Source organism: Rhodococcus sp. C26F (assembly GCF_053345925.1).
The window spans coordinates 62,775-85,881 of sequence record NZ_JBKFBA010000022.1 but is presented as its reverse complement, the minus strand read 5'-3'; the positions used below and the strand labels follow the sequence as shown (position 1 = coordinate 85,881).

Below are 23,107 nucleotides of genomic sequence, written 5' to 3'. Positions count from 1 at the left end.
GCCGATCCGCTGCTGCTCGGTCACATCATCGGCACCTGTCGAGCCCCACAACCGTACGAGTCGGCGTACAACTCGGACACGACGAGTTCGGTGTGTTCCGCATTCTCTCAGCGAGGATCGATCGGGGTGAATGTGCCGGCCCGCGCCTCGATGATGGCGGCAGCATCGAGCAGGGTGTCCTCGTCGAACCGGCGGCCGAGCAACTGCACCCCCGTGGGGAGACCTCCGACGATTCCGGTGGGCACCGACATTGCGGGGAATCCGAGGACGGGAATGGCCATCATGGATGCCTGGGCGGCCATGAGCCGGCGCATGCTCTCGACACTTTCGATATCGGCGTCCTGCTCGAATGCCTGCTCGGCCGAAACCGGGAGGAGGACGATCGGATAGGAATCGAGAATCTTCGCGAGTTCACGGATGAGAGTGCCCCGCCGCGCGTAGCCGTTGATGAAGGTCTCGAGAGTGGGCTTCTCGCCCCACCAGTCGGAGGCTACGGCGTAGTAGTGGGCTGCTGCCTTCTGCATTCCCTCATCACCTACCTCTTCGACCATCGGCATGGCGAGACGGAACTCCTCCATGCACAGCAGATACCACAGCCGGTAGGCCTCGGCGAGGACGGGCAGTTCGATTTCCTCCACGATGTAACCGAGGTCCTGAAGCCAATAGGCAGTCTGATCGAGGGAAGCATTCACTGCGTCCGTAGGCTCGGCAACACCCAGGCTTCGCACGAGGCCGACCCGCAGCGGACGTTCGGGGCGTGCAGCGGCCCGTGCACCGGGGACGAAGGCCGGATCCCGAGGGCTGAAGTCGCCGAGGGCACTCATCGTCAGCCGGATATCGGCGATGCTGCGGGCCAGCGGACCCTGGACCAGCATGGTCTGCACGGACAGGCTCGCGTCGACATCGTCCGGATGATAGGTCTGCGCGACGCGTCCGACGGTGGGCCGCAGGCCCACCACTCCGCACGCGTATGCCGGGTACCGCACCGACCCACCGATGTCGTTGCCTCCGGCGACGGGCACCATGCCGGAGGCCACCGCGGAGCTTGCTCCGCCACTCGAGCCGCCCGGTGTACGGGAGGAGTCCCACGGATTGAGGGTGCGCCCGTGCAGGTCGTTGTTGGTGAACCACCGGTAGGCGAACGCGGGAGAATTGCTTCGTCCCATGAGCACAGCCCCGGCACGACGCAGGCTCGCCACGTGCGGACTGTCTTCCTCGGCTATGGCATCCCTGAACGCCACCACGCCCTGGGTGGTCGCGTAACCGGCCTGGTCCGAATTCACCTTGATCGAGACAGGCACCCCGTGAAGGGGCCCGAGCTCCTCCCCGGCCGAGCGGCGACGGTCCGCATCGTCGGCGAGGGCCAACGCCTCTTCCGGGCGCACCTCGACGAGGGCGTTGAGGTGCGGATTGACCTCGTCGATCCGTTCCAGGCAGCTTGCGACCACCTCGCGGCTCGAGACGAGACCGGTGGCCACCGCCGAGGCCATCTGTGTGGCGGTCCATTGCCACGGCTTGTCATCCGAGGTGATGCCGTGAGGGACGACTGATTCGGGTGTGGGATGTGTTGTCATTACACGGATTCCTTAGTTCGATCGTTGCTCTCGTCTCTGTCTCGGCGTGTAGCCACAACAGCTGTGCGACGAGCTTCTGCCTCCGACACGAGTCGGGGCGCACTGATGGTTCGGCCCACGACGGTGGGCGATCTGTTTCGAGGGGTGTCACATGCGTCAGATGTGCGGGTGAACGTCAGGCCGCGCGCGTGATCCCGGGTGTCATCCTGATGATGATCCCGAATATCCTGTCCGGCAGTGCTTCTGCGCGAATGTGACGAAGGGAGCTCGACGGCAGCGGTGACTTGGAGCGCGATACTTCCGTGCCTTGGCGCGGTACCGGAAACAGGCCGTGGAACTTCCTTCCTCCGAGGCTGTGGCTACCACTCTTTCCGGCGAAGGATGTGGCGTGCTTCATATGATCCGATCCGACGTAACATAGGTCAACGGTGTTGACATAAGGAGGCCACGGTGACCGATCGAGTAACGCGGGAAGCAGACCGCAGGCGTCGAAGGCCGACCAAGACAGGCGTCACGCTCGACGAGAAGATGATCGTCGACACGGCATTGCGGATGCTCGAGCAGCATGGGCCGGCAGGACTGTCGACCCGCCGACTCGGCCGGGCGCTCGGAGCGGACCACACCGCGATCTACCGCTACTTCCGGGGCATGGACGACCTGGAACTGGCCCTCACCGATGAGTTGATCAATCGCGTCACCGAGAACTGGCACCCGACAGGAGACTGGAAAGCGGACCTGTACCGATGGGGTCTGAGCGCCCACGCCGTATACATGCAGTACCCACAAGCGGCGATGATCTCGGCTACCCGAATCTCGGGTCGCCCCGCCGAACTCGCAGCCGTCGAACTGATTCTCGGCCTGCTGCGCAATGCCGGATTCTCGGACCGCCACACCGTGATGTACTACGAGTGCTTCACCACTCAGATGCTGTCCTACGCCGCCTGGGACGGTGCCAGGAAACTGATGCCCGGGCGGAATCAAGAGGCCGACATCCAACGATGGCAGAACATCTACGCTCGCGTCTCCCCCGACGATTACCCGAACATCGCCGCCACCGCGCAACACATCGCACAGTTGGGAGCGCGCAACGCCTATCCGCTTGCGTTACGAATCCTGATCGCCGGCATGCAGGCCACGCTCGAACAGTCGAGCACGTCATCGACAACCTCTACTGAACCTCGGACGTAAGAGTCGAGGTCGATCAAGTGGCAGATCTGACGGTGGTGACGGGCACCGCCGCGCCGAACTCCGGGACCGTCTTCATGGCAGCCTCCACCGGGGAGCTGGAACTGCACCTCCGGTGCGGCATCGGTCCTGCACAGACTCTGGCTTCGGTCACTTCCGAACCGGCGCAGGTATTCGAATGTCCCGATGTTCAGGTCGCCGACACTATGGGGCCGTGCGCGAGCCTCGAGCGCGGTCTCCGCAGTCGGCTACTCGTCGCGGCATCGGCCTGCGAGTCGATCGATGCCCTATCGTGAGTCGCATCCCGGGATGGCTGAGCATCCCTGCCCGCCGTAGTCAGGAGGATTTGTCCCATGGGTACGTCCGACGACTGGAATGCACAGGTGATCGCCGAGTTCAGGGCCAATGAAGGTCGCGTCGGCGGCAACTTCGAGGGAGCCCCGATGGTGCTGGTGCACCATCGCGGACGCAAGAGCGGACGGGAGATGGTGACCCCGATGATGCATCTGCCCAACCCAGACGACGACGCGACGGTATATGTCTTCGCCAGCAAGGCAGGCGCGCCCAGCAACCCGGCGTGGTACTACAACCTCATCACCGCAGGTCGAGCCGAGGTCGAGATCGGCACCGAGACCTACGCGGTCACCGTGCAAGAAATCACCGCAGCCGAGCGCGACCGCATCTACACCGAACAGGCACGCCGCTATCCGGGTTTTGCCGACTACGAGGAGAAGACTCGCGGAGTGCGCACCATTCCGGTACTCGCACTCCGTCGCAGCTGATCGCATCCGGTCACAAGTCGTAAGGTTTCCGGGGCCGTCGGGTCAGACCGAGAATTCCTATGAGCACGACCCGAGATGCGTAGGACAACATCGGGAAACGCGGACCAGGATCGCAAGTCGGGCCAGTTGCAGCATCTGGTGATGCTGCGTGGTGGGAGTAGGCGCCGATGTCAGTCGAGGACATCGGCCAAGCCTTCTCCCAGGACTCGCCGACGCTCTCATCTCTGCTCACACGATCGGAAGCGTCCGGGCTGATCACTCGTCCTGCAGTCACGTCGACGAAGGACAACAGGTAGTCGAACTACCGAGCAGGAGCGTCATCGGCTTCAGCGATACAGCAGCCGATGCGTATGGGCCAACCCCCGGAAAGAAGGTGACCGGCCTCCGTACTCACCTGGCGATACCGGGTGAGGAGAAGCCAGGCTTCTCCGAAGGTCGGTCACACCGAATTTTACTTCGCAAGAACACAATCAGCCAGTAGTCGCACACGCATGGCGTAAGGGAGATCTTCGAACTCCGGCCCCTCAACCGCCGTAGACTTAACCGCCGCGTATCGGCACAAAGGTTGCGATCGCGAGCACCTCGGCGAAGCTTGCGGGTGCGTCGCGACGACCCGTGCGATTCACTCATGTCACCAGCCGAGGACAGCAGGCGCTTCGTTCAACAGCAACCGAGGTACCCGAGATCAGGGATGGCGTCGAGTGTGGCCAGTACGGCAGCAGCGAGCGCCTCCTGTACATCGTGGCGGCGTCCACGGTGGTGGTCAGCGGATCTCCGGCGACGCGCTGCACCCTTGTCGGTCCTCGCCGGCGGCACGAGACCTTCCATGCGGAAGTAGTTCACCGGACTGCATGCGCCCCGGAGCGCGGGTCGCGTGGCCGCCGAACGATTAAGTTGACAATTCAACTACCTGAACTACAGTGACAACTAGTTGACCACGCAACCTTTTGCGTGTGTCACCCCATAACCCGACAGAACGGATCGAGCCCCATGAAGTTCAGTTTCCGCCGCCTCTTTCGCGGGGAAGCCGGCGCAGATCCCACCCCCATCCGCAAGGACTCGACCACCGAGCAGGAAAGGACCGATATGACCAAGCTGTCGATCATCTACTACTCCGCCACCGGCCACGGAACAACGATGGCCGAGCGCCTGGCCAAGGCCGCCGAGGCCGCCGGCGCCGAGGTGCGCGTGCGCCACATCGCCGAAACCCGCGACCCTGCCTCTTTCGCGGAAAACCCCGCCTGGACAGAAAATTACGAGGCCACCAAGAACCTGCCGGCCGCTACCGGCGAGGACATCGTGTGGGCCGACGCCGTCATCTTCGGCTCACCGACCCGCTTCGCCAGCACCGCCGCCCCGTTCCAGACGTTCATCGACTCGCTCGGAGGCTTGTGGGCGCAGGGCAAGCTCGCCGACAAGGCCTACGCCGCCTACACCTCGAGCCAGACTGCGCACGGCGGCCAGGAGACGACCCTCATCGGTCTGTACACCTCGTTGATGCATTTCGGCGGGATCCTCGTTCCGCCCGGCTACACCGATCCGCTCAAGTTCGCCGACGGCAATCCCTACGGGGTCGGGCACGTCACCGGACCGAACAACCAGAACGAGCTCGACGACGCCACGATCGCGGCGCTCGACCACCTCGCCCACCGCGTCGTCACCGTCGCCGCCAAACTCGCGAACTGACACCGTCCTTCCCGTCGCAGACCGGAAGGGATCACCGTCGCGAACAACTCCGCAATCGAGTGTTGCCCGGACGACCTTCCGATCTGCGCCATCCGCCATCCGGTCGTCGAGGGCTCCGCCGCGGAGGAGGTCCCGCTCGACGGCTCTGTGCCCTGCTGCGCATGGGGCCGGCAGAGACCGAACCCCACCGCACTCGGCGCCGAAATCATCTTCGGAAAATGCGCGTCACGATCGTGCAGTAACACGCCGAGGCGATCCCAATCCGATTGGCAAGAAAATAAATACAGAGTTCACCCTTCCCAGCCGAAGGCGTATCAACAACTGAAGGTTGGAGGATCATGATCGGCAATTCGACTCAGTTCAGCGGTTCCATCGGAACGGTGCCCCACAAGGGCATCCCGCAGGAGGTGGACGTCGCAATCGTCGGCTCCGGCGGAGCCGGCCTGATGGCGGCGCTGACCGCCGCCAAGGAAGGCGCACGAGTCCTCGTGGTCGAATCCCGCGAACTCGTCGGCGGCGCCACCGGCATCTCCGCAGGCGCGGCCTGGATCCCGAACCACGGCTTCTCCACCGACGACCTGAAGGTCGACGACGACCTCGACCAGGCCCGCCGCTACATCTACGGCGAGGGACGCAACAAGATCCTCGACCACACCATGATCGAGAAATTCCTGGAAACCGGCCCCTCCGTCGCCCGGTACATCGAAGAGAACACCTCGTTCGGGTGGATCCCGACGATCTGGCCCGACTACCGCTCCGACATCGACGGCGCGTCCGTCGGCCGCGCACTGTTCCCCGGCCCCTACTCCCCCGCGGGACTCGGTGAAGCCGCAAGATATGTCCGGCCGGCTCTCACCACGGGCAGGGCCAAGAACCCACTTCCCTTCTGGTTGCTGGGCGGCATCGGCATCGACGAAGTCTGGCTCGCCGGCCCGGCCCTGATCGGCGCACTGCTCGAAGCGAACCTGCGCAACGGTGTCGACGTGCGCGTCGAGGCACCCGCCACCCGGCTCGTGATCGAGAACTCCAAGGTGAAGGGCGTCGTTGTGACGGCCGGCGGTGCCGAACACACGGTCCGCGCCACCAAGGGTGTTCTGCTGGCCAGCGGCGGATACGAGAGCTCCCCCGAGCTGACGACGACTCACCTCGGCGCACCGTTCGGTGTGCAGGTCTCACCCAAGGGCCACGACGGCATCGCCGTGCAGCTGGCCGAGGAAGTAGGCGCAGACCTGACCGGCATGCAGGACGCCTGGTGGATGCCCGGCGTGCAGCTGCCCGGCGAAGAGCTCGAAGGCACGCCCCTCAGCCGCGTCTTCCTCGGCGAACGTGCCCTACCGCACAGCATCATGGTCAACAGCAAGGGCGAACGCTTCGCGAACGAAGCCCTGGCCTACGACCAGTTCGGCAAGATCATGCGCGAGGTGGACCCGGAGACCGGCACCATGCCCAACGCCACGGCATGGCTGATCTTCGATCATCAGTACTGGACGAAGTTCGGCATCTTCGGAGTCACCCCCGGTGGCGAGACACCCGAATATCTCTACCAGGAAGAAACTCTCGCCGAGCTGGCGAGCAAGACCGGCGTGGACGAGGTCGGCTTGCTCCGCACGGTCGACCGGTTCAACCCCGACGCCGCCCGCGGCCACGACCCGCAGTTCCACCGCGGCGACACCCTGTTCGACCGGTACTTCGGCGCCTACTACCCGCGACTGGGCAAGTACTCCCCCGACAACCGCTTCCCCGCCGCCACCGCGAAGGCCCGCACACTCCTCGCCGAGGTCATCGGCCCAGTAGTCGACAAACTCGCCGGACGGGTCGCGCGGAAGAACGATCCCGAACGCCTGCGATCGCTCGTCGTCGGCCCGCTGGCGAAGATCATCCGGCCCGTGCTGAACAGCCCGAAGTCGAGCGTTCTCGGCACCGTCGATACCGCGCCGTTCTACGCACTGAAGGTCGAAGCCAGCGCACTCGGCACCGTCGGCGGGCCGAAGACCGACGCGAACGGACGAGCACTGGACACCGAAGGCGAGGTCATCCCCGGCCTGTACGCCGCGGGTAACTCCGGCGGCGCACCTACCAAGGGCTTCTACGGCGGTGCCGGCGGCACCATCTCGCTCGGACTCGTGTTCGGCTACCTGGCCGGACGGGACGCAGCTACGCAACAGAACACCGTGTAAGCCACGCGTGGGTGACCATGCCCCTCGGGTGGGTGCGTACCAATGCCAGGATGCACACGTGAGGTAACTGGGTGCCTGAACACAGTTGCGCACGCACCTACCCGAGCCGGCCGCCCCAGTCACAGCGGCACGATCACATCACCGATCAGCGACGCTCTACCGGTGGAGGATCGCGGTGGGTGATAAATGTGTCGCCGTCGCACTCGTGGCCTTCGGGTGCGGAATAGCGGCGAATGTCGTTACGCCACGGGTGGCATTGCCACGGGTAGATGACCCGCTGCCGAGGGTGCTGTCAGATGGCCTACTGGCTCTCGGTCGACGGCGCGTACACAAGGTTGTGTTCCGGGCGGTGCCGCAATGCATCGCGCATCTTCCTCTGTGGAGACGATTCATTGATGGACGTTCGGTGACTCTGCCATACCTCCTTGATTGAAGTTCGGGTGCCGCTCTCCGTTTGCCACGATCGATTCCGGCGGGGCGCACGTTTTCGGTTCTTGCCTTGGTATCGCCAGCCATACCAGGCTTGGACGAATGAGAAGGCGAGGCCCGCGGCGCCATCGACCTCATTACCCCCGCTCCGTCGGCGCGGCGACGGACACAGCCGCGCCGACGGAAGGGTCCCGACGCGACAGAGACGACGTCGGAATATATGTCGATGCGCAGGGGCGGGCATCGACACAGCGGCACCCCATGCAGTGTCGATGCTGGCCGGGAGCGACCGTCGACAAGCTTGGGGTGCACGTTCGGGTATCACTTGCCCTCCCTCGCAAGAGATCACGCCGAACGTTCAAGACGTTACATTAATTTGGCAAAGAACAGCAATAGGACGCAGTGCATACTCGCGCGTTCGATGTCGACGCCTCCGCACGGCGTCAGGAAGCTCGCCGAAAACCTCCTCAATTCGATCAATTATATTGCTGGCATTGATTATTCAGAACTTCAAGCTTGGAGTAGGGATGACTTGGCGCTCGGTCTGCCGATTCGGCGCCTGCCGACCTATCGAAATCTTCCCTGTTACCCACGGTGTCTGTAATCCGAATTGACACCTACGAGAAGGCGTTCGACGTCGCCCGGTTCTGCGCGCTGCAACCGAATTCGCTCCAGTGATCGAGCAACCGCGGCGTTACAGCACGGACGCCGCCCCCCTTCGCCACGGGTCTGCGCCTCGATTGAGCGACGGCACAACGCTTTCCTTCCAACAGCACATGGAGTCGGCGGGTCCGATGCGCCCGGCGACGAGAAGGCGCCGATGGTGTAGTGCGTTACTGCCATCGTGCCTTACACATGCATGGAGGAAACGATGAGTCGGGCCGCCTGTCCCGCTCCGTCGAGGCTCGCTTCACGTCGCAGATTTATGAGCACCACTGCGGGTTCTCTACCGACGCCCGCTGCCGCTGCTTCCAGTCATGCGATGGCGCGCCACCACTGGTCCTCTTCCTCCTGCCTGTCCAACAAAGCGAGGTATTGCGCAGCACAGGCCGATGAGCACAGTCCGCCGTGCTCAGCATCGGCGGTGCGCTGTCGGCATATCGCACATCGAGGCGGAAGATCACAGGCAGAAACCCGAGCCACGCTCAGTGCTGCGCTGACCACAATCAGGAAAATCGCAGCCCCGACGAAGACGGCAGCGACACTGTGTCCATAGAAAAGGACGCCGGCAGCTGCGCACGCGACGGCCGAGGACGCGGCAGCAAGCGGTGCGTTGTGAAGGTTCACGAACCGTAGGTCGGAACACAGATCGCGTTCGTTACCAACGGCAAGGCCGACCCCGGAAGCCACCACGGAGGGTCCTGTGCCACTCAACGCCGAGATGGGGCCCACCTCCGATGGAGCTACGCCCGACACCACCAAGAGTCCTCGATGACCTGCACGATCGATTCAGAACCGCAATGAAACGACGATGACTCGCTCCGTTTCAACAGTAGGACGGCGCAGCACCTATAGGGTCGATGTCGGGGCCGTCAGCTGACGATACAGGCCCCTGTCAGGCCGCCAAGACCCACCTTCATCTTGATTTTTGGCACCGAGTAGCATAACTATGGTTGAACAAAACATTACCGTTGCTGTCGTCTGAGTGACCCGCTTGGGCGATTGTCTCCGGCACGCGAGTCGCAGGTCCTGCCACGATCGACAGGACTGTTCTCTCGGCGGGAACTCCTCGACTCCTCCGCTGGATGGCATACGAAGAAGAAAGTGCGATCTCTTATGATCACCAGCCTCGTGGTCCGTCCGTTGGCACGCGCGATTGCAGTCGTCCTCATCGTTGCCGATTCCGCTCTCGCCACGCGGGTGCCGCCGTTGCCCGATTGGGATGAGAACGGCGCCGCTGCCCGGAACTGAGGTCGCCGTTTCCTTCGAGCAGAAGTCGCTCCACCTTGTCTCCCGAGGTCATCGTCGATATCGCATCACACGGCACTCGCTGCGACACCAACCTCGAGCACGTGTCCCTGGGTCTCGTCCCTACTTACTGAGCCCACGCTCGGCTGCTGACCCAGCTCTTCGCGTTCGCCTCCTGATCGAGCAGGAAGAGTTCGACATCCGCGGTTCCGTCCCCACCGACACCCCCGGCTTCTCCGCTCCCGGGATCCACGCCAAGCTGGTGCTGCGCGCCTCGGTCACCTCGGAGCTCGTCCTCGACGGCGTGCGCCTGCCCGCCTCGGCGGTGCTGCCGAAGGCCAAGGGCCTGCGCGGACCGCTCACCTCGCTCGGCGAGGCCCGCTTCGGCATCGTCTTCGGCGCGATCGGCGCGGCGCGCGACTGCCTCGAGACCGCCCCGGAGCAATTCATCCCCGGCAAACTCCTGCTGTCACAGAGCCACGTACAAGATCATTGCTCAGCGCACTCAGCCAGCCGGAAGTGTGCCCGGCAAGAGATACGGAACACCTATCTCATCTACTGTTCATCGATCCACTTCTGCAGATTCCGGCCCAGCAATACCAGCGACGTGTCGAGCACGGACAGCAGATCGCCGCCGAACCCGGGAACCTCCACACTGTCGCGCAGAGCAGCAAGCACAGCGCCCTGCACCGCACCCCCGATGCTGGCCGGCACCACCGCCGTCGGACGAACACCGATACGGGACGCAACGAACCTCGCCACGACCTCGGCCCACGCCAACCACCGTTGCGCACCCTCGGCCTGCAACTCCGGCGAGGTATCCAGGATCCGAAACTGGGCCCTCCACAGACCCTGGTCGTCGAGCCGGGGCACCACCGAATCGAACACCCCGGCCCGGATCGCCTCCATCACCGGCACATCATCATCGACCGTGTCCAACGCGGATTGCAGATCGCGGGTGCCCTCCTCGAAAGGAGACCACACCAGTGCCGCATTGTTGGGGAAGTACCGGAAGAACGTGGTCCTGCTGATCCCCGCGGCCGCAACGATATCCATGATCGACGTCTCGGTATAGCCCCGGTCGAGGAACAACTCGAACGCAGCCGCCTCGACCTGTGCGCGAGAAGAGACCTGCGGACGTCCGCGCCTGCCGGCGACCATCATGTTCCCCCTAATGAGAGCCAGCGGGTCCGGTTGTACGGCAGACTCGTCACCGGTAGCGGCGGACAGGTGAGCACTCAGAGCCCCTGGACACCTGGGAGTCCTGAAAAAAGATCGTGCCCCTGCCCGTCCGCCGGGAGAACAGAATCGCTGATGGGATGTCGTGCCCGCTCCGGCGTGAGCACTGCTTCATTAGGTCGCTGATGGTTCTTCCGCACCCTGCCGGACGGAGGACCGACGACGGGAGACGGGCTGATGTTGCTGTTTGTCGGAGACGATTGGGCTCAGGACCATCACGATGTCGAGCTGATGAACCCTGCCGGGCGCAGGCTGAGCAAGGCCAGCTGCCAGAGGGAGCGACCGGGATCGCCCGCTTGCATGCGATGGTCGGGGAGCACCTCGGTGACGTTGATGAGGCCGAAGTGGCGATCGGCATCGAGACCGACCGCGGTCCCTGGGTGGCGGCGTTGGTGGCTGCCGGGTACACGGTTTTTGCGGTGAACCCGTTGCAGGCGGCCCGGTTCCGAGAACGCAGTAGTGTCTCGGGGGCCAAGAGCGACGCCGCCGATGCGCACATGTTGGCCGACATGGTGCGCACCGATTCACACCAGCTGCGGCCGGTGGCCGGCGACAGCCCCGAGGCCGAGGCGATCAAGGTCGTGGCCCGGGCGCACAAGACCTTGATCTGGGAACGGACCCGCCACACCCAACGGCTGCGACATGCGCTACGGGAGTATTTCCCGGCCGCGTTGGAGGCGTTCGACGACCTCGACGGAAGTCGACGCCCTCGAGCTGCTGGGCAAGGCGCCCGACCCTGTCTCGGCGGCGCGACTGACACGCGGTCAGATCACCGCGGCGCTGCGCAATGCTCGCCGCCGTGACCTCGAGACCAAGGCAACTCGGATCCAGGCCGCGTTGCGCGCCGAGCACCTGGGCCGGGCGGCGGTGATCACCGCCGCGTATGCGGCCACCACCCGGTCCGCTGTCGCCGTGTTGGGCACTCTCAATCACGAGATCACAGCATTGCAGAAGCAGGTCGACGCGCATTTTGGCCGGCACCGAAGACGCTGGGATCATCCTGTCCCAGCCAGGGATGGGACCTCTGCTCGGTCCCCGGGTACTCGGCGAGTTCGGCGACGACCGGAACCGCTACGCCACCGCCAAGGCACGTAAAAACTATGCCGCGACCAGTCCGATCACCCGCGCCTCCGGAAAGAAGAGAGTCGTCGTGGCCCGGTTCGTCCACAACGATCGACTCGTCGATGCGCTGAACAGGCAGGCGCTTTCAGCCCTGCAAGCTTCCCCCGGTGCCCGCGCCTACTACGACAAACAGCGCGCACGCGGTCTCGATCACGGTCCCGCCTTACGGCAGCTGGCCAACCGGCTCGTCGGCATTCTGCACGGATGCCTCAAGACCCGCACCTGCTACGACGAAACGGCCGCCTGGTCGCATCACGCCCCGAAGGCCGCTGCTTGACTCTCGAGCCCCTGGGATGTCTTTTTTCTACCCAACTCTTGATTTTAGGTACCTAGTACCGTAAACATAGACGAGAAGCGCCGCGACCGACAATGCGACCTCCCATCCGATGCCACGACCCGTCATCCCCCCCGTAGGCGGATCGTGGATCCCGGGTCGACGACTCGACCCCGCCCGGATGCCCTGCCTCCTCCCTCCCCCCTGCAGGCAGGGCATNGCCTCCCACCCCCGGCAGGCGCAGGGTGGCAGGTGTCCTACCCGCTCGATCGAAGGCCCCGTCATGGTCCACCGACACCGATCGCCGTTACCTCGTACCGGCGGCCACCTTCCCGCACTGCCTCCGTCCCGTAGTCACGCCCACAAGCGGACCACCCGGTTCGGAAAGCTTGTCATCTGGAAATGTCGAGACTGTGCGGCGCTGCTGGCACCGTTGTAGGCGTCCCGTGAAGTGGTGGGGTTTGGGACCGAACGGCGCGGCTCCGACGTAGAGAGGGCCATCGGCGGGATCTTCGGTGTGTACGGCCAAGCACGCATCGAAGAAAGAGGTCCACCGATGGCCCTGTCCCAGTCTGCCCTGTCGGAACTGCTCGACGCATTCCGTGCCGGAGAAGGAGTCGATCTGATCCGCGAATCGGTCCGAATGGTCATGCAAGAACTGATCGAAACCGAAGCCACCGAACAGATCGGCGCCGGCCGCTACGAACGCACCGAAGCACGCACGACCGAACGCAACGGAGCCCGGCCCCGACTGGTGGCCACCCAGGCTGGCGACGTCGAACTGCGGATCCCGAAACTGCGCAAAGGCTCGTTCTACCCCACGATCGGCGAACCCCGCCGACGGATCGACCAGGCGCTGTACGCGGTGGTGATGGAGGCCTACGTGCACGGCGTCTCCACCCGCAGCGTGGACGACCTCGTCGCGGCTCTGGGAATCGAGTCGGGCATTTCCAAGTCCGAGGTGCCCGCGGATCTGCGCCGGCCTCGGGTGAGGTGGTCGGCGCGTTCCGCACCCGCCCGCTCGATCACATCGCGTTTTGCGTACGTCTATCTCGATGCGACCTATCTGCACGTACGTAACTCGTCCTCGCAGGTGACCTCGATGGCGGTCGTGGTCGCCACCGACGATCACCGCCGAGGGTGCCCGAGAAGTGCTGGGCCTCGATGTCGGGGACAGCGAGGACGAGGTGTTCTGGCGTGGTTTCCTCGCTTCGCGGGGGCGACGCGGTCTGTCCGGTGTCCGGCTGGTCATCAGCGATCAACATGCCGGCCTGGTCGCCGCACTGCGCCGCTCGTTCCAGGGGGCCGGGCACCAACGATGCCGGGTGCATTTCGCGCGAAACCTGCTGGCGCACGTGCCCAAGTCGCACTCCGACATGGTCGCCGCGGTGTTTCGCACGATCTTCGCCCAGCCCGATCCCGCCACCGCCGCCTCGACGTGGGACGAGGTCCGCGACCAGCTGGCCGGCCGGTTCCCCAAGATCGGTCCGCTGATGGACCAGGCCAAGGCAGAGGTCCTGGCGTTCAGCGTCTTTCCGCGGGCGCATTGGTCGAAGATCTGGTCGACCAATCCGTTGGAGAGGGTGAACAAGGAGATCAAGCGCAGAGCCCGCGTCGTGGGCATATTCCCGAATGAAGGGGCCGTGATCCGGCTCGTCGGGGCGGTCCTGGCCGACATGCACGACGAGTGGCAGTCCGGCGAGCGCCGCTACCTCTCCGAAGGGTCGATGGCGTTGCTGGTCCCCAGCAGCGATACTGAAACCATCGCCGCGCTCAACCGCGGCGAGTAGGCACCGAGGATTCGACCTCAAAGCCCACCACCCCACGGGGCTCTATCCCCGGCAATCCGCCAACGTGGGTGAGATAGGCGCCGGTCCGCAACCCTGACTCCGCGTTCAGAGCTGCCCATACTGTCTAGGCTGCGCGACCGAACCGGCGTTCGTAATCCTCGCGTTCACGCGAGGCGCGCGCCTGTGCCTTCGCACTGAGCAGATCCGGATCGAGACCGTGTTGCTGGAGTCGATGACGTTGCCAGATGCTCATCAACGCCACAGAAAAGTACGTCCAGGGCAAGAGCAGCAACATCATCATCGAGACGGGAATCCATACCGGTCCCGGGATCAGCAGGAACAACAGCAGCAGCGGGATGACCGGCACATTCCACCGAAGAAGATATCGGCGCACGCCACCCGGCCCCAGGATGTCGTTACGGACCCAGTCCTGCATCTGCGGAGGCAAGGGGCGGCCAACCACATAGGCCAGGCGCTGAATCACGGTAGGTCGTGTGCGAAGTGGGGTCGTCACAGCGTTCCCTTCGTTGTATCCGGTGGCTCGGATGGATCTCGGGACGGACGTCGATCCGAACTGGTTGTTGCATGTGCTGCAGCATCATTGAGACGGGTCAGTGCCCGATGCAGCTCCTGGAGCTCCGCGGGCGAGACACCGAGCTTCTCGACTACGGCGACCGGGACTTTCTCGGCTTCGTTCCGCAGGGCGCGACCTCGGGCAGTGAGATCGACGACCAGTTGACGTTCGTCTACACGACTGCGCGAACGAGTGATCAGCTGCGAGGCTTCGAGGCGCTTCAACAAAGGTGAGAGCGTGGGCGAGTCCAGCGCCAACGCTTCGCCGATCGCCTTGACCGACATCGGAGCTTTCTCCCACAGCGCCAACATCACCAGGTATTGCGGGTGAGTGAGCCCTAGCGGCTCGAGGATGGGCCGGTAGACAGCCAGGACGGCCCGGTTGGCAACGGCAAGCGCGAAGCAGACCTGTCGGTCCAACGCCAAGAGGTCGTCGTTCCCCAGCCCGATCGAAGCGAGGTCACCTGTGGTCACAGGACGAGCGTACCGGAATCGCTCGTGCACGAACGAATAGTGTACGAGGAATTTTCGAGATGTGCATCACCGGCACGGCCTGCGATGCAGTTCGACATCCGAACAAGTGCGACTCGCACCTACGCACCACTCCGATCGCTCGAAGTGTCGCGAATGCCGAACCCAGTGGCGCCACGCGCTTCACCGGCCAGATACTTCATCAGTTCCCCATCCGGCCGAGCGGCGACGACTCTGCCTGGGCCACCGGTTCGGCACGATGCAGCGCCTCACGATCGACGGCCGGCGTTCCGGACGGCAACGGGTCGGGAAACGGTGAGTCCCGTCCGCGGGCAAACCACCACCGCCACCGGCGGTGCATCGATCCGGTACATCGACGGTGCGCACGTCACTGGCCCTCGGGCACATCTCGCACGTAGGTTCCGCCACTGCAGAGGAGGCCGATGCGCCTTACTTGCAAGGTTGTTCGTCGATCCACTTCTGCAGGCTGTGCCCCAGCGAAGCCAACGACCTATCGAGTATGGTCAACACCTCACTGGGGGACGCGGGAGACCTCACTCCCTCGCGCAGGACGGCGAGCACCACGGACTGCACCGCACCCCCGACAGCAGCCGGCACCACCGCCGCCGGACGCGTACCGATACGGGACGCAACGAACGTCGAGACGACCTCGGACCACACGAACCACCGTTGCGCACCCTCGGCCTGGAGTTCCGGTGAGGCGTCGAGGATCCGAATCTGGGCGGTCCAGACGCCCTCGTCGTCGAGTCGGGCCGCTACCGTATCGATCACCCCGGCCCGGATCGCCTCCATGACCGGCACCTCATCGTCGACCGTGTCGAAGGCGCTCTGCAGATCGCGGGTGCTTTCCTCGAAAGGAAACCACACGAGTGCCGCTTTGCTGGAGAAGTACCGGAACAAGGTGGTCTTGCTGATCCCTGCGGCCGCAACGATGTCCATGATCGATGTCTCCGCATAGCCCCGTTCGAAAAACAACTCGAACGCGGCGGCCTCGACCTGCGCACGAGACGACACCTGTGGACGTCCACGTCTGCCGGAAGCCATCGCGTTCCCCCTCTTTTTCCGACCCGAGACTTGATTTTGGGTACCCGGTACCGTAAAGATAGGCGACGCGCGAAGCGACCGACAACATGATCTTGCGACACCCACCACGACCCGTCACCCCCCTGTCGGCGGACCGTGGATCCCGGCCGGTGAACCGACCCGTCCCAGATGCCCTGCCTGCCCCCCTCCTCCAACGGGCAGGACATCCGGGCCCTCCATACCGTGCGGCGCAGGGCGGGGTTGTGTGCCATCCGTTCGGTCGATGGGCTCGCCAGGTCCCGCCGGTGCCATTCGCCGGTATTTGTCTGCGGGACAGTCGGTATGCCGATCGCTCCCACCGTCGAATCCCGCCCCCTTATCGGAATCCTCTTTACGTTCACCTGCGAACATGGACGGTACCGCTCATGCAGAAGAGATTCGGACGTCCGGTCGGAGGGTGCACCATCGATGTCGGCTGCTCGTTCGGCTCCGTGGCATGATCGACTTGATTTTCGGAACCGAGTAGCATAATTATAGTTGAACAATCGATTACTGCTGCTGTCGTCCGAGCCGATCCGCCCGGACGATCAACTCCGGCACGTAGATGGCAGGTCCGACCACGATCGGCAGACCCGTTCTCCCGACGGGACGCCCCGGCTCCACCGGACGACACACGACCAAGGAAGACCGTTTTCTGATGATTTCCAGCCTCGTAATCCAGCCTCTGGCTCGCGCAGTCGCAGTCGTGCTGATCGTCGCCGATACCGCCCTCGCCACCCGAGTGCCGGCCCTACCCGACTGGGATGAAGACGGCTCCGCCGCCCGGAGCTGACGTCGCAGGGACATCACCCGCACAACGATGTGCCACTTCCGGCGATCACCGACACGCCAACGCACCGAACCGGCACAGAGATGACCGAGACCACATCGTGAAGCGTTGACGGCCTCATACCGTCGCGCGGCGAGCAGAACCGAGCGCGGCGACGTTGCCGGGTGCCGCAGCCGCCGGCAGGTCGAGGACCGTCGACGTACGCAAGCGATGCAGCAGGAACGCTGCCCCGAGCCGGCTGCGCCCGAATCCCTCGAACGGGTTGAAACCGAGTGTCGCAGTGATGGTATCGATCCTGCTCTGAAGCGTGCTGTGGTGGATGTTGAGCAGTCGCGCCGCTTCTCGAACGGACTGCGCAGCGACGACGGCATCGATCGTCTCCATCCCCCAGGCGTAGTGTGCGATGGCCTCGACACGGTCGGCGTCGCTGTGCGGAGCGTGCTCATCGGCGTCGGCAAGCAGTTCGATCAGACCCCCGTAGGAGTCGGCGACGACCTGGGGTTCCTTCGGGGCTCGGCACAGGCGCAGAGCGACCATCGCGGTCCGGAACGACCGATCCAACGAGTCCGGCGGCGTGGCTGTTCCGATACCGCACGGCGAAGCGCCGAACGGCGGGTACCGCTCCGGCACAACGATGGCGTGGACCGGACCGAACGGGGTGGCAATCACGTCCTCCGGACCGGCGGGATGATTGCGCCACACCGCGAACAGCGGTGCCACCACGAGGCGATACATGCCCGTTGCCGACAAGCCGAGCGCGCTCGCCGCGGTCAACCGCTCGTCGGGGGTGCTCTCGCGACCGGTGAGTATGCCGAGGTGGCGGCGATTGTCGATCTCCCGGGCTCCACGCCCGTTCCGGATCCGCACGGCCAGTGCCAAGCGCTCGAGGATGAGTGCGTCGTTCGGCCCAGCAGCACCGTCGCGTTCGAGCCAGACATCGATGCCGTCCTCCGACGCCACGTGCAGATGGGAGGAATCTGTCGGCGATTTACCCTGCACTGCTTCTCCTTTCGGAGTGACTCGTAGAGTCCGTGGCGGGACGCTCTGCCGGAACCCTGCAGTACAACCGGCCAGCGCGGCGGCGGTTGCCAGCAGGGCACGGGTGTTGACGTTGCCGACGATCAACTCGTCGAAGCACGCGATGACGCGCAGACCGAGACTGGCGCTGGGATCGAGGCGGGCGATCCGACCGAGTAGCTCTTGCATGTCCGTTCCTGCCCTCAGTCCGCAAGGATTTTCTCGACCCAGGTGTTGCGGATCCGGATCATGGACCGGCCCACGCCGGTGTGCGGGGCGAAGATGTCGCACGCGTGGAAGGCGCCGGACCATACGTGCAGCTCGGCATCGCCACCGGCTTGCCAGATCCTGTTGGCGTAGTCGATCGCCTCGTCCCGGAAGATCTCGGCCGCGCCGACGTCGATGAAGGCCGGGGGCAACCCGCGCAGATCCCGCGCGCGGGCCGGGGCTGCATACGGCGAGACAAGATCGGTGCCCCGCTGTTCGCCGAGCAGGGCGGTCCAGCCGGTTTCGTTGCTGATCCGGTCCCACACACCGATACCGTCGAACTGCTCGATCGAAGCGGTCATGCACCGGTCGTCGAGCATCGGATAGTCGAGCACCTGCCCACACAACCGGGGACCACCGCGGTCCCGCGCAGCCAGCGCGAGTCCGGCTGCCAGTCCGCCACCGGAGCTGGCACCGGCGACCAGGATCCGGTCCGCCCGCACGTCCAGATCGGTGAGATGCGCAGCCAACCACTCCAGGGCGGCATACATGTCCTCACGCGGGTAGGGGTCGGGATACTCAGGGGCCAAACGATAATCGACCGTGACAAGAACCGCCCCCAGTTCGGTCACCCAGTCCAGCACCAGGTCCAGGCCGCTGAACATGTCTCCGAACATCAATCCTCCGGAGTGCGCGTACAGCACCGCAGGACGGGGCCCGCTGAAGTCCCGGGAACGAAGCACCGCAGCGTTGACGGCAGCGCCATCACCCCCGGGGAAGGTCACGTCGTTCACCGCGATCCGTCGGCGGTCGAATTCCTCGTCCATCGGAGGGGACGCATAGGACGTACGCATGAACTCGATCAGGTCCGCAGTGATGGTCGGAGGGAACATACCGCCTACCACAGCCAATCCCGCCTTGAGTTCGGCATCGAATGGTGGATGGGGCACGGCTCGGGCCATCGTCACGTCACCTCCTCGAAGACTCGGATCGAGAATACGGCGACCGCTCGACCGAGGGACCCGCCATTCGGCGGGGAAACAGAGCGAAACTGCGCCGCCGCGTCGGTTGAGACGTCCATCACACGTTCGTGAAACTTGGAGCAGCGTCACTGTCGACCGAACGAGAGGAACAACCTCGCATGCCCTATACCCAGCGCGTTGTCGACTCAGCCCGCGAAGCCATCCACACCACGGTGAACAGCGGTGCCGTGCCCGGAGTAGTAGCGGGCATGACGAACGACCAGGAAACCCTGTTCATCGAGTCCGCCGGGGTGCGGTCTGTCGACAACGATCAACCGATGACCGATGACACCGTCTTCAGCATCTTCTCGACCACCAAGGCCCTCACCGGCACCGTGGCGCTGCAACTCGTGGAATCCGGTGATCTCGACCTGGATTCCCCGGCCGAGGAATACGCGCCCGCGATCGGCGAACTCCAGGTCATCGAGGGCTTCGACTCGAACGGCGAGCCGCTGCTGCGAGCACCGAAGACCGACATCACGACCCGCCAACTACTGCTGCACACCGCCGGCTTCGGATACGACTTCTTCAACGAGACGTACAACCGCCTCGCCGAGAACCATGGTCAGCCCAGCATCGTCACCGCCACCAAGGACGCGCTCAAGACACCGCTGCTGTTCGATCCCGGCACCCAGTGGGAGTACGGCTCGAATATCGACTGGGCAGGCCAGGTGATCGAAGGCATCGTCGGCACCCGCCTCGGCGAGGCGCTGAAGACACGAGTCCTCGACCCCCTCGGCATGACATCGACGTCCTTCACTCCGTCCGACGACATGTGCGCGCGTCTGGCGACCATGCACCAGCGCACCGACGACGGGCTCCAGGCCACCGATTTCGTCATCCCCACCCCGCCCGATGTCGACATGGGTGGGCACGGACTGTTCTCCACCGTCGGTGACTACCTCGCCTTCATCCGGATGTGGCTCAACGACGGCAAGGCAGACGACGGCACCGTCATCCTCCGCCCCGACACCGTCGAGTGGGCGACCAGAAACGACCTCGGCGACCTGACCGTGAAGATGCTTCCGGGTGTCATCGGGTCGCTGTCGAACGACGCCGAGTTCTTCCCTGGCCAGCGCAAGGGCTGGTGCTACACGTTCATGACCAACGAAACCGAAGCACCCACGGGCCGTCCCGCAGGCTCTCTCGCCTGGGCAGGCCTGGCCAACCTCTACTACTGGATCGACCGGCACAACAAGATCGGAGGCTACTGGGCGACGCAGATCTTCCCGTTCGCCGACCCCGGCTCACTCGGTGGTTACCTCGACATGGAGACCGCCGTCTATCGAGCCCTTTCCTGACCCGGTTCCATCCCAAGCCGCGGCACCGGACATCGACCTCGATCCGTTGACCGCTCGCGTAACCGGCGCGCTCGCCGAACAGCCACACGACGACATCAACGAGATCGGGTGAAATCCCCACCCGACGCACGGAAACCACACCGCTGCGGGTGTCGAAACACCCGCAGCGGTGTGGTGTTGCCACGCCGTTCGAGGTCTGGGTGCAACAGGTCGAGCGCGAACACCATCTGCCACGGGCTTGCCGCGAGGGCGATCGATTTCCCGAGGTCGCCCGGAGACGAACCATCCTGCACCCTGATACTCGGCCATGAGTCCGGTCGGGCTGTGCTGCATACCGATTGCGAGAGAGCAGCCCACCTGCCCTGGAAGCGCGCGCCACCGCCACGCTTGCCCAGGGCGTAGGCAGCTCGACACCACAAACAGATACAACAACGACATCGTGTGTGTTCAACTGTGCCCCGGCACCGCGCTCGGCCTCCGGCATGATCGACCACCACGCGATCGTGCGTGAATTCGATGGTCAGGACTACACATTCAGCCACACCTCCCCGGGCAGACTGAACTACCCGAGCACCTGCGATCAGATCTGGTGCGCCGGAAACCTGCTCTCCGGCATGAAATCAACTGCACCTTCCGACAGTCACCGCTACCGGACGCAAGGCCATAAGACGACTCTCGGATCACCGCATTCTGCGCGATCACACGTGGATGCCGAACGTGTCGATCTTGCGGTAGAGAGACGACCTCGCGATCCCCAGTAACTTCGCGGCGGCGACGCGATTGCCACCGCTGTCCCGTAGCGCAGCCACTATGGCATCGCGCTCGACTCTTTCCATTGCCGTCATCGTCCGGCGAGGCGCGGAGCTGAGCGCTGAAGGCAGATCAGCTACTGCGATCTTTCCCGCGGGCTTGGCGCGAAGTACGTGATTGAGAGTGTCGACCAGTTCACGGACGTTGCCGGGCCAGTGGTACTTCTTCAGGGTTCGCATCGTGTCGTCGCTGAAAGCGGTTTCGCGGTGAGGTGCAAGGTGCATTCGGATGATGTCCGGGATGTCATCGGGGTGATGACGCAATGCGGGGACCTCGACGGTGGCGATGAAATGCTCGGCGAGAGCAGAATTCTGAAGTGCGTCCCCATCAGTGGATGTGGTCGCGACGATCCACCGAGCGGGGTATCGGTGCTGGTCGGCGGATATGAGGTCGGCAAAGAGCTCATCGGTGCTCGCGTCGAGTCGGTCGATGCGACGAAGGACGATCGTGGTCGCCGCGGAGTCGAGCGCAGTGCGCAATTCCTCGTGAGCGGACTTTCCAGCAGAGCAATCCACGACGACAATCGGGGCCTGCGGATTCTTGTACAGGTGCATGCCCCGAACGAGAGTGAGTTTGCCGCTTCCGGGTTCACCTTTGAGGATCACGTTGGCATCTGTCGCGGCGAGGGACGTCAACTCCCCTCGACACCGGTTCCATTGGAGCGAAGACCCCGCCACCCCCGGAAACACGGGAACCGTGCGCCGGGGTTGCATCGTCTTCGTGGGACACGATGTCGCCTCGACTTCGAGGACGATGCCGGCGATGTCGCCGCCATGTTCGACGAGGGTGCGCTTGACGGTGATGCTACCTCCGGACGGAAGGCGCAGGTCGAACTGGGCAACTCGTGACGGATCGAGCATCGACTGTGCTTCCTCGCGGAGAAAAGCCTCGTCGATCGGGTCGAGAAGGCGCGAGCCGATCTCGTTCGACATGAAAACACCGCAACTGAGTGAGTACACCGCCGTCTGCCGGCGCCGACAGGCTACGAGGAACTCGCCAAGCACGAGCTGTTGCTTGATCGATCCCGTGGCGCGAAGAGCCGACTCGATATCACGAGCCGCTCCAAGGGCGAGCTGGCGCATCAACGGGTTCGATGTGTGGGTCAAGCCTGTGATGTCGATCAGTCCTTCGACACGACCGGTGGTGGGGTTGTGAATGGGCGCGCCGGCACAGGTGAAGTACTGGATCGATTCGTGATAGTGCTGAGCGCCGTCGACGTAGACGGCCATCCCGGTCTCGAGGGCTGTGCCCACTCCATTGGTACCGACGAGCTCTTCGGCGTAGGTGAACCCGGGAGCGAAGTACACCTTGTCCAGCTTCGCGGCGAGGACGGGATCATTGTCCCGCCGGACCAGCACACGCGCATGCTCGTCACTCAACGCGACACTGAGGGACATGTCGGACAGGTCGTCATGGAGCCGATCGAGGATCGGCAGAGCGCATTGCACCAGTCGTCGGCGAAGATCGAGGTCTTCGACGTACTGCAGCTGTGGAAGGTGCGAGCCGTCCGGGATGACACCCGCCTGACGTGAGCGTCGCCATGACTGTGCGATGAGGGGCGAGACGTCCTCGGAGGGGGACCCGGCGAGGTCATGGAGGTGCCGGGCGGTGGTCACGCGGCGCCGGCGGTTGTCACTGTCCATCACATTTCCTTGCAGGTCGCAGTA

Annotated in this window: 17 protein-coding genes and 3 pseudogenes; 12 read left to right on the top strand and 8 right to left on the bottom strand. The window is 64.2% G+C overall.

Features of this window, described 5'->3' with window-relative positions; genetic code table 11:
• Positions 1-107: 107 nt before the first annotated feature.
• A complete protein-coding gene (locus ACLBYD_RS20055; protein ID WP_447817819.1) occupies positions 108-1,574 on the bottom strand; it encodes an amidase family protein in 1,467 nt (488 codons plus the stop codon).
• A 450-nt stretch (positions 1,575-2,024) separates the two neighbouring features.
• On the opposite strand from ACLBYD_RS20055, the gene ACLBYD_RS20050 reads away from it, so the two are divergent.
• From ACLBYD_RS20050 to ACLBYD_RS20025, 6 genes and pseudogenes are all read left to right on the top strand, one after another.
• A complete protein-coding gene (locus ACLBYD_RS20050) occupies positions 2,025-2,762 on the top strand; it encodes a TetR/AcrR family transcriptional regulator (RefSeq protein ID WP_447817818.1) in 738 nt (245 codons plus the stop codon).
• Positions 2,763-3,112: 350 nt separating this feature from the next.
• Positions 3,113-3,541: a nitroreductase family deazaflavin-dependent oxidoreductase gene (locus ACLBYD_RS20045; protein ID WP_447817816.1), complete on the top strand. Its 429-nt coding sequence runs from the start codon at positions 3,113-3,115 to the stop codon at positions 3,539-3,541.
• Positions 3,542-4,627: 1,086 nt separating this feature from the next.
• A complete protein-coding gene (gene wrbA, locus ACLBYD_RS20040) occupies positions 4,628-5,227 on the top strand; it encodes an NAD(P)H:quinone oxidoreductase (protein ID WP_447817815.1) in 600 nt (199 codons plus the stop codon).
• A gap of 338 nt (positions 5,228-5,565) precedes the next feature.
• Complete coding sequence (locus tag ACLBYD_RS20035; RefSeq protein WP_447817814.1) at positions 5,566-7,404, top strand: FAD-dependent oxidoreductase; 1,839 nt, start codon at positions 5,566-5,568, stop codon at positions 7,402-7,404.
• A 2,205-nt stretch (positions 7,405-9,609) separates the two neighbouring features.
• Entirely contained in the window at positions 9,610-9,744 is a 135-nt protein-coding gene (locus ACLBYD_RS20030; protein WP_447817813.1) for a hypothetical protein, read from the top strand.
• A 193-nt stretch (positions 9,745-9,937) separates the two neighbouring features.
• Positions 9,938-10,177 (top strand): annotated as a pseudogene (locus ACLBYD_RS20025) (acyl-CoA dehydrogenase); the annotation flags it as partial.
• 119 nt (positions 10,178-10,296) lie between these two features.
• Here ACLBYD_RS20025 and ACLBYD_RS20020 read toward each other — a convergent pair.
• Complete coding sequence (locus ACLBYD_RS20020) at positions 10,297-10,902, bottom strand: acyl-CoA-like ligand-binding transcription factor (RefSeq protein WP_447817812.1); 606 nt, start codon at positions 10,900-10,902, stop codon at positions 10,297-10,299.
• A 258-nt stretch (positions 10,903-11,160) separates the two neighbouring features.
• On the opposite strand from ACLBYD_RS20020, the pseudogene ACLBYD_RS20015 reads away from it, so the two are divergent.
• The 3 genes and pseudogenes from ACLBYD_RS20015 to ACLBYD_RS20005 all read left to right on the top strand — a co-directional run bounded on the left by ACLBYD_RS20015 (position 11,161) and on the right by ACLBYD_RS20005 (position 14,166).
• Positions 11,161-12,379 (top strand): annotated as a pseudogene (locus tag ACLBYD_RS20015) (IS110 family transposase).
• A 553-nt stretch (positions 12,380-12,932) separates the two neighbouring features.
• Positions 12,933-13,439: pseudogene (locus ACLBYD_RS20010) on the top strand (transposase); the annotation flags it as partial.
• A gap of 88 nt (positions 13,440-13,527) precedes the next feature.
• Positions 13,528-14,166 carry an IS256 family transposase gene (locus tag ACLBYD_RS20005; RefSeq protein WP_447817811.1) on the top strand — a complete coding sequence of 213 codons (639 nt, stop codon included), beginning with the start codon at positions 13,528-13,530 and terminating at the stop codon, positions 14,164-14,166.
• 124 nt (positions 14,167-14,290) lie between these two features.
• Here ACLBYD_RS20005 and ACLBYD_RS20000 read toward each other — a convergent pair whose 3' ends face one another.
• The 3 genes from ACLBYD_RS20000 to ACLBYD_RS19990 all read right to left on the bottom strand — a co-directional run bounded on the left by ACLBYD_RS20000 (position 14,291) and on the right by ACLBYD_RS19990 (position 16,245).
• Positions 14,291-14,650, bottom strand: a complete 360-nt coding sequence (locus ACLBYD_RS20000) for a DUF5313 family protein (RefSeq protein ID WP_447817810.1) — start codon at positions 14,648-14,650, stop codon at positions 14,291-14,293.
• 26 nt (positions 14,651-14,676) lie between these two features.
• Positions 14,677-15,213, bottom strand: coding sequence for a MarR family winged helix-turn-helix transcriptional regulator (locus ACLBYD_RS19995; protein WP_088898921.1), 537 nt, complete (start codon positions 15,211-15,213; stop codon positions 14,677-14,679).
• Positions 15,214-15,660: 447 nt separating this feature from the next.
• Positions 15,661-16,245, bottom strand: a complete 585-nt coding sequence (locus ACLBYD_RS19990) for an acyl-CoA-like ligand-binding transcription factor (RefSeq protein ID WP_447817809.1) — start codon at positions 16,243-16,245, stop codon at positions 15,661-15,663.
• Positions 16,246-16,951: 706 nt separating this feature from the next.
• Here ACLBYD_RS19990 and ACLBYD_RS19985 point away from each other — a divergent pair.
• Complete coding sequence (locus ACLBYD_RS19985; protein ID WP_256922670.1) at positions 16,952-17,086, top strand: hypothetical protein; 135 nt, start codon at positions 16,952-16,954, stop codon at positions 17,084-17,086.
• Positions 17,087-17,200: 114 nt separating this feature from the next.
• Here the strand turns inward: ACLBYD_RS19985 and ACLBYD_RS19980 are convergent, their stop codons facing one another.
• Together ACLBYD_RS19980 and ACLBYD_RS19975 are read right to left on the bottom strand one after the other, a co-directional pair.
• Positions 17,201-18,289, bottom strand: a complete 1,089-nt coding sequence (locus ACLBYD_RS19980; RefSeq protein ID WP_447817808.1) for a helix-turn-helix domain-containing protein — start codon at positions 18,287-18,289, stop codon at positions 17,201-17,203.
• 14 nt (positions 18,290-18,303) lie between these two features.
• Positions 18,304-19,269, bottom strand: a complete 966-nt coding sequence (locus ACLBYD_RS19975; protein ID WP_447817833.1) for an alpha/beta hydrolase — start codon at positions 19,267-19,269, stop codon at positions 18,304-18,306.
• A 179-nt stretch (positions 19,270-19,448) separates the two neighbouring features.
• On the opposite strand from ACLBYD_RS19975, the gene ACLBYD_RS19970 reads away from it, so the two are divergent.
• Positions 19,449-20,630 (top strand): serine hydrolase domain-containing protein, encoded by a 1,182-nt coding sequence (locus tag ACLBYD_RS19970; protein WP_447817807.1) that lies wholly within the window; start codon positions 19,449-19,451, stop codon positions 20,628-20,630.
• 698 nt (positions 20,631-21,328) lie between these two features.
• On the opposite strand, the gene ACLBYD_RS19965 is transcribed toward ACLBYD_RS19970, so the two are convergent.
• On the bottom strand, positions 21,329-22,669 hold the full coding sequence (locus ACLBYD_RS19965) for a sigma-54-dependent Fis family transcriptional regulator (RefSeq protein WP_447817806.1): 1,341 nt from the start codon (positions 22,667-22,669) through the stop codon (positions 21,329-21,331).
• 135 nt (positions 22,670-22,804) lie between these two features.
• Here ACLBYD_RS19965 and ACLBYD_RS19960 point away from each other — a divergent pair, with 135 nt between their 5' ends.
• Positions 22,805-22,972 carry a hypothetical protein gene (locus ACLBYD_RS19960; RefSeq protein WP_447817805.1) on the top strand — a complete coding sequence of 56 codons (168 nt, stop codon included), beginning with the start codon at positions 22,805-22,807 and terminating at the stop codon, positions 22,970-22,972.
• Positions 22,973-23,107: the final 135 nt, after the last annotated feature.

What these genes read in the sequence shown, in the direction of transcription:
- ACLBYD_RS20045 (WP_447817816.1), top strand. Translation starts at nt 3,113, where the DNA reads ATGGGTACGTCCGACGACTGGAATGCACAGGTGATCGCCGAGTTCAGG.
- ACLBYD_RS19980 (WP_447817808.1), bottom strand. Translation starts at nt 18,289, where the DNA reads ATGCAAGAGCTACTCGGTCGGATCGCCCGCCTCGATCCCAGCGCCAGT.
- ACLBYD_RS19960 (WP_447817805.1), top strand. Translation starts at nt 22,805, where the DNA reads ATGCTCGTCACTCAACGCGACACTGAGGGACATGTCGGACAGGTCGTC.
- ACLBYD_RS20035 (WP_447817814.1), top strand. Translation starts at nt 5,566, where the DNA reads ATGATCGGCAATTCGACTCAGTTCAGCGGTTCCATCGGAACGGTGCCC.
- ACLBYD_RS20030 (WP_447817813.1), top strand. Translation starts at nt 9,610, where the DNA reads ATGATCACCAGCCTCGTGGTCCGTCCGTTGGCACGCGCGATTGCAGTC.
- ACLBYD_RS20020 (WP_447817812.1), bottom strand. Translation starts at nt 10,902, where the DNA reads ATGGTCGCCGGCAGGCGCGGACGTCCGCAGGTCTCTTCTCGCGCACAG.
- wrbA (WP_447817815.1), top strand. Translation starts at nt 4,628, where the DNA reads ATGACCAAGCTGTCGATCATCTACTACTCCGCCACCGGCCACGGAACA.
- ACLBYD_RS19985 (WP_256922670.1), top strand. Translation starts at nt 16,952, where the DNA reads ATGATTTCCAGCCTCGTAATCCAGCCTCTGGCTCGCGCAGTCGCAGTC.
- ACLBYD_RS19970 (WP_447817807.1), top strand. Translation starts at nt 19,449, where the DNA reads ATGCCCTATACCCAGCGCGTTGTCGACTCAGCCCGCGAAGCCATCCAC.
- ACLBYD_RS19975 (WP_447817833.1), bottom strand. Translation starts at nt 19,269, where the DNA reads ATGGCCCGAGCCGTGCCCCATCCACCATTCGATGCCGAACTCAAGGCG.
- ACLBYD_RS19965 (WP_447817806.1), bottom strand. Translation starts at nt 22,669, where the DNA reads ATGGCCGTCTACGTCGACGGCGCTCAGCACTATCACGAATCGATCCAG.
- ACLBYD_RS20055 (WP_447817819.1), bottom strand. Translation starts at nt 1,574, where the DNA reads ATGACAACACATCCCACACCCGAATCAGTCGTCCCTCACGGCATCACC.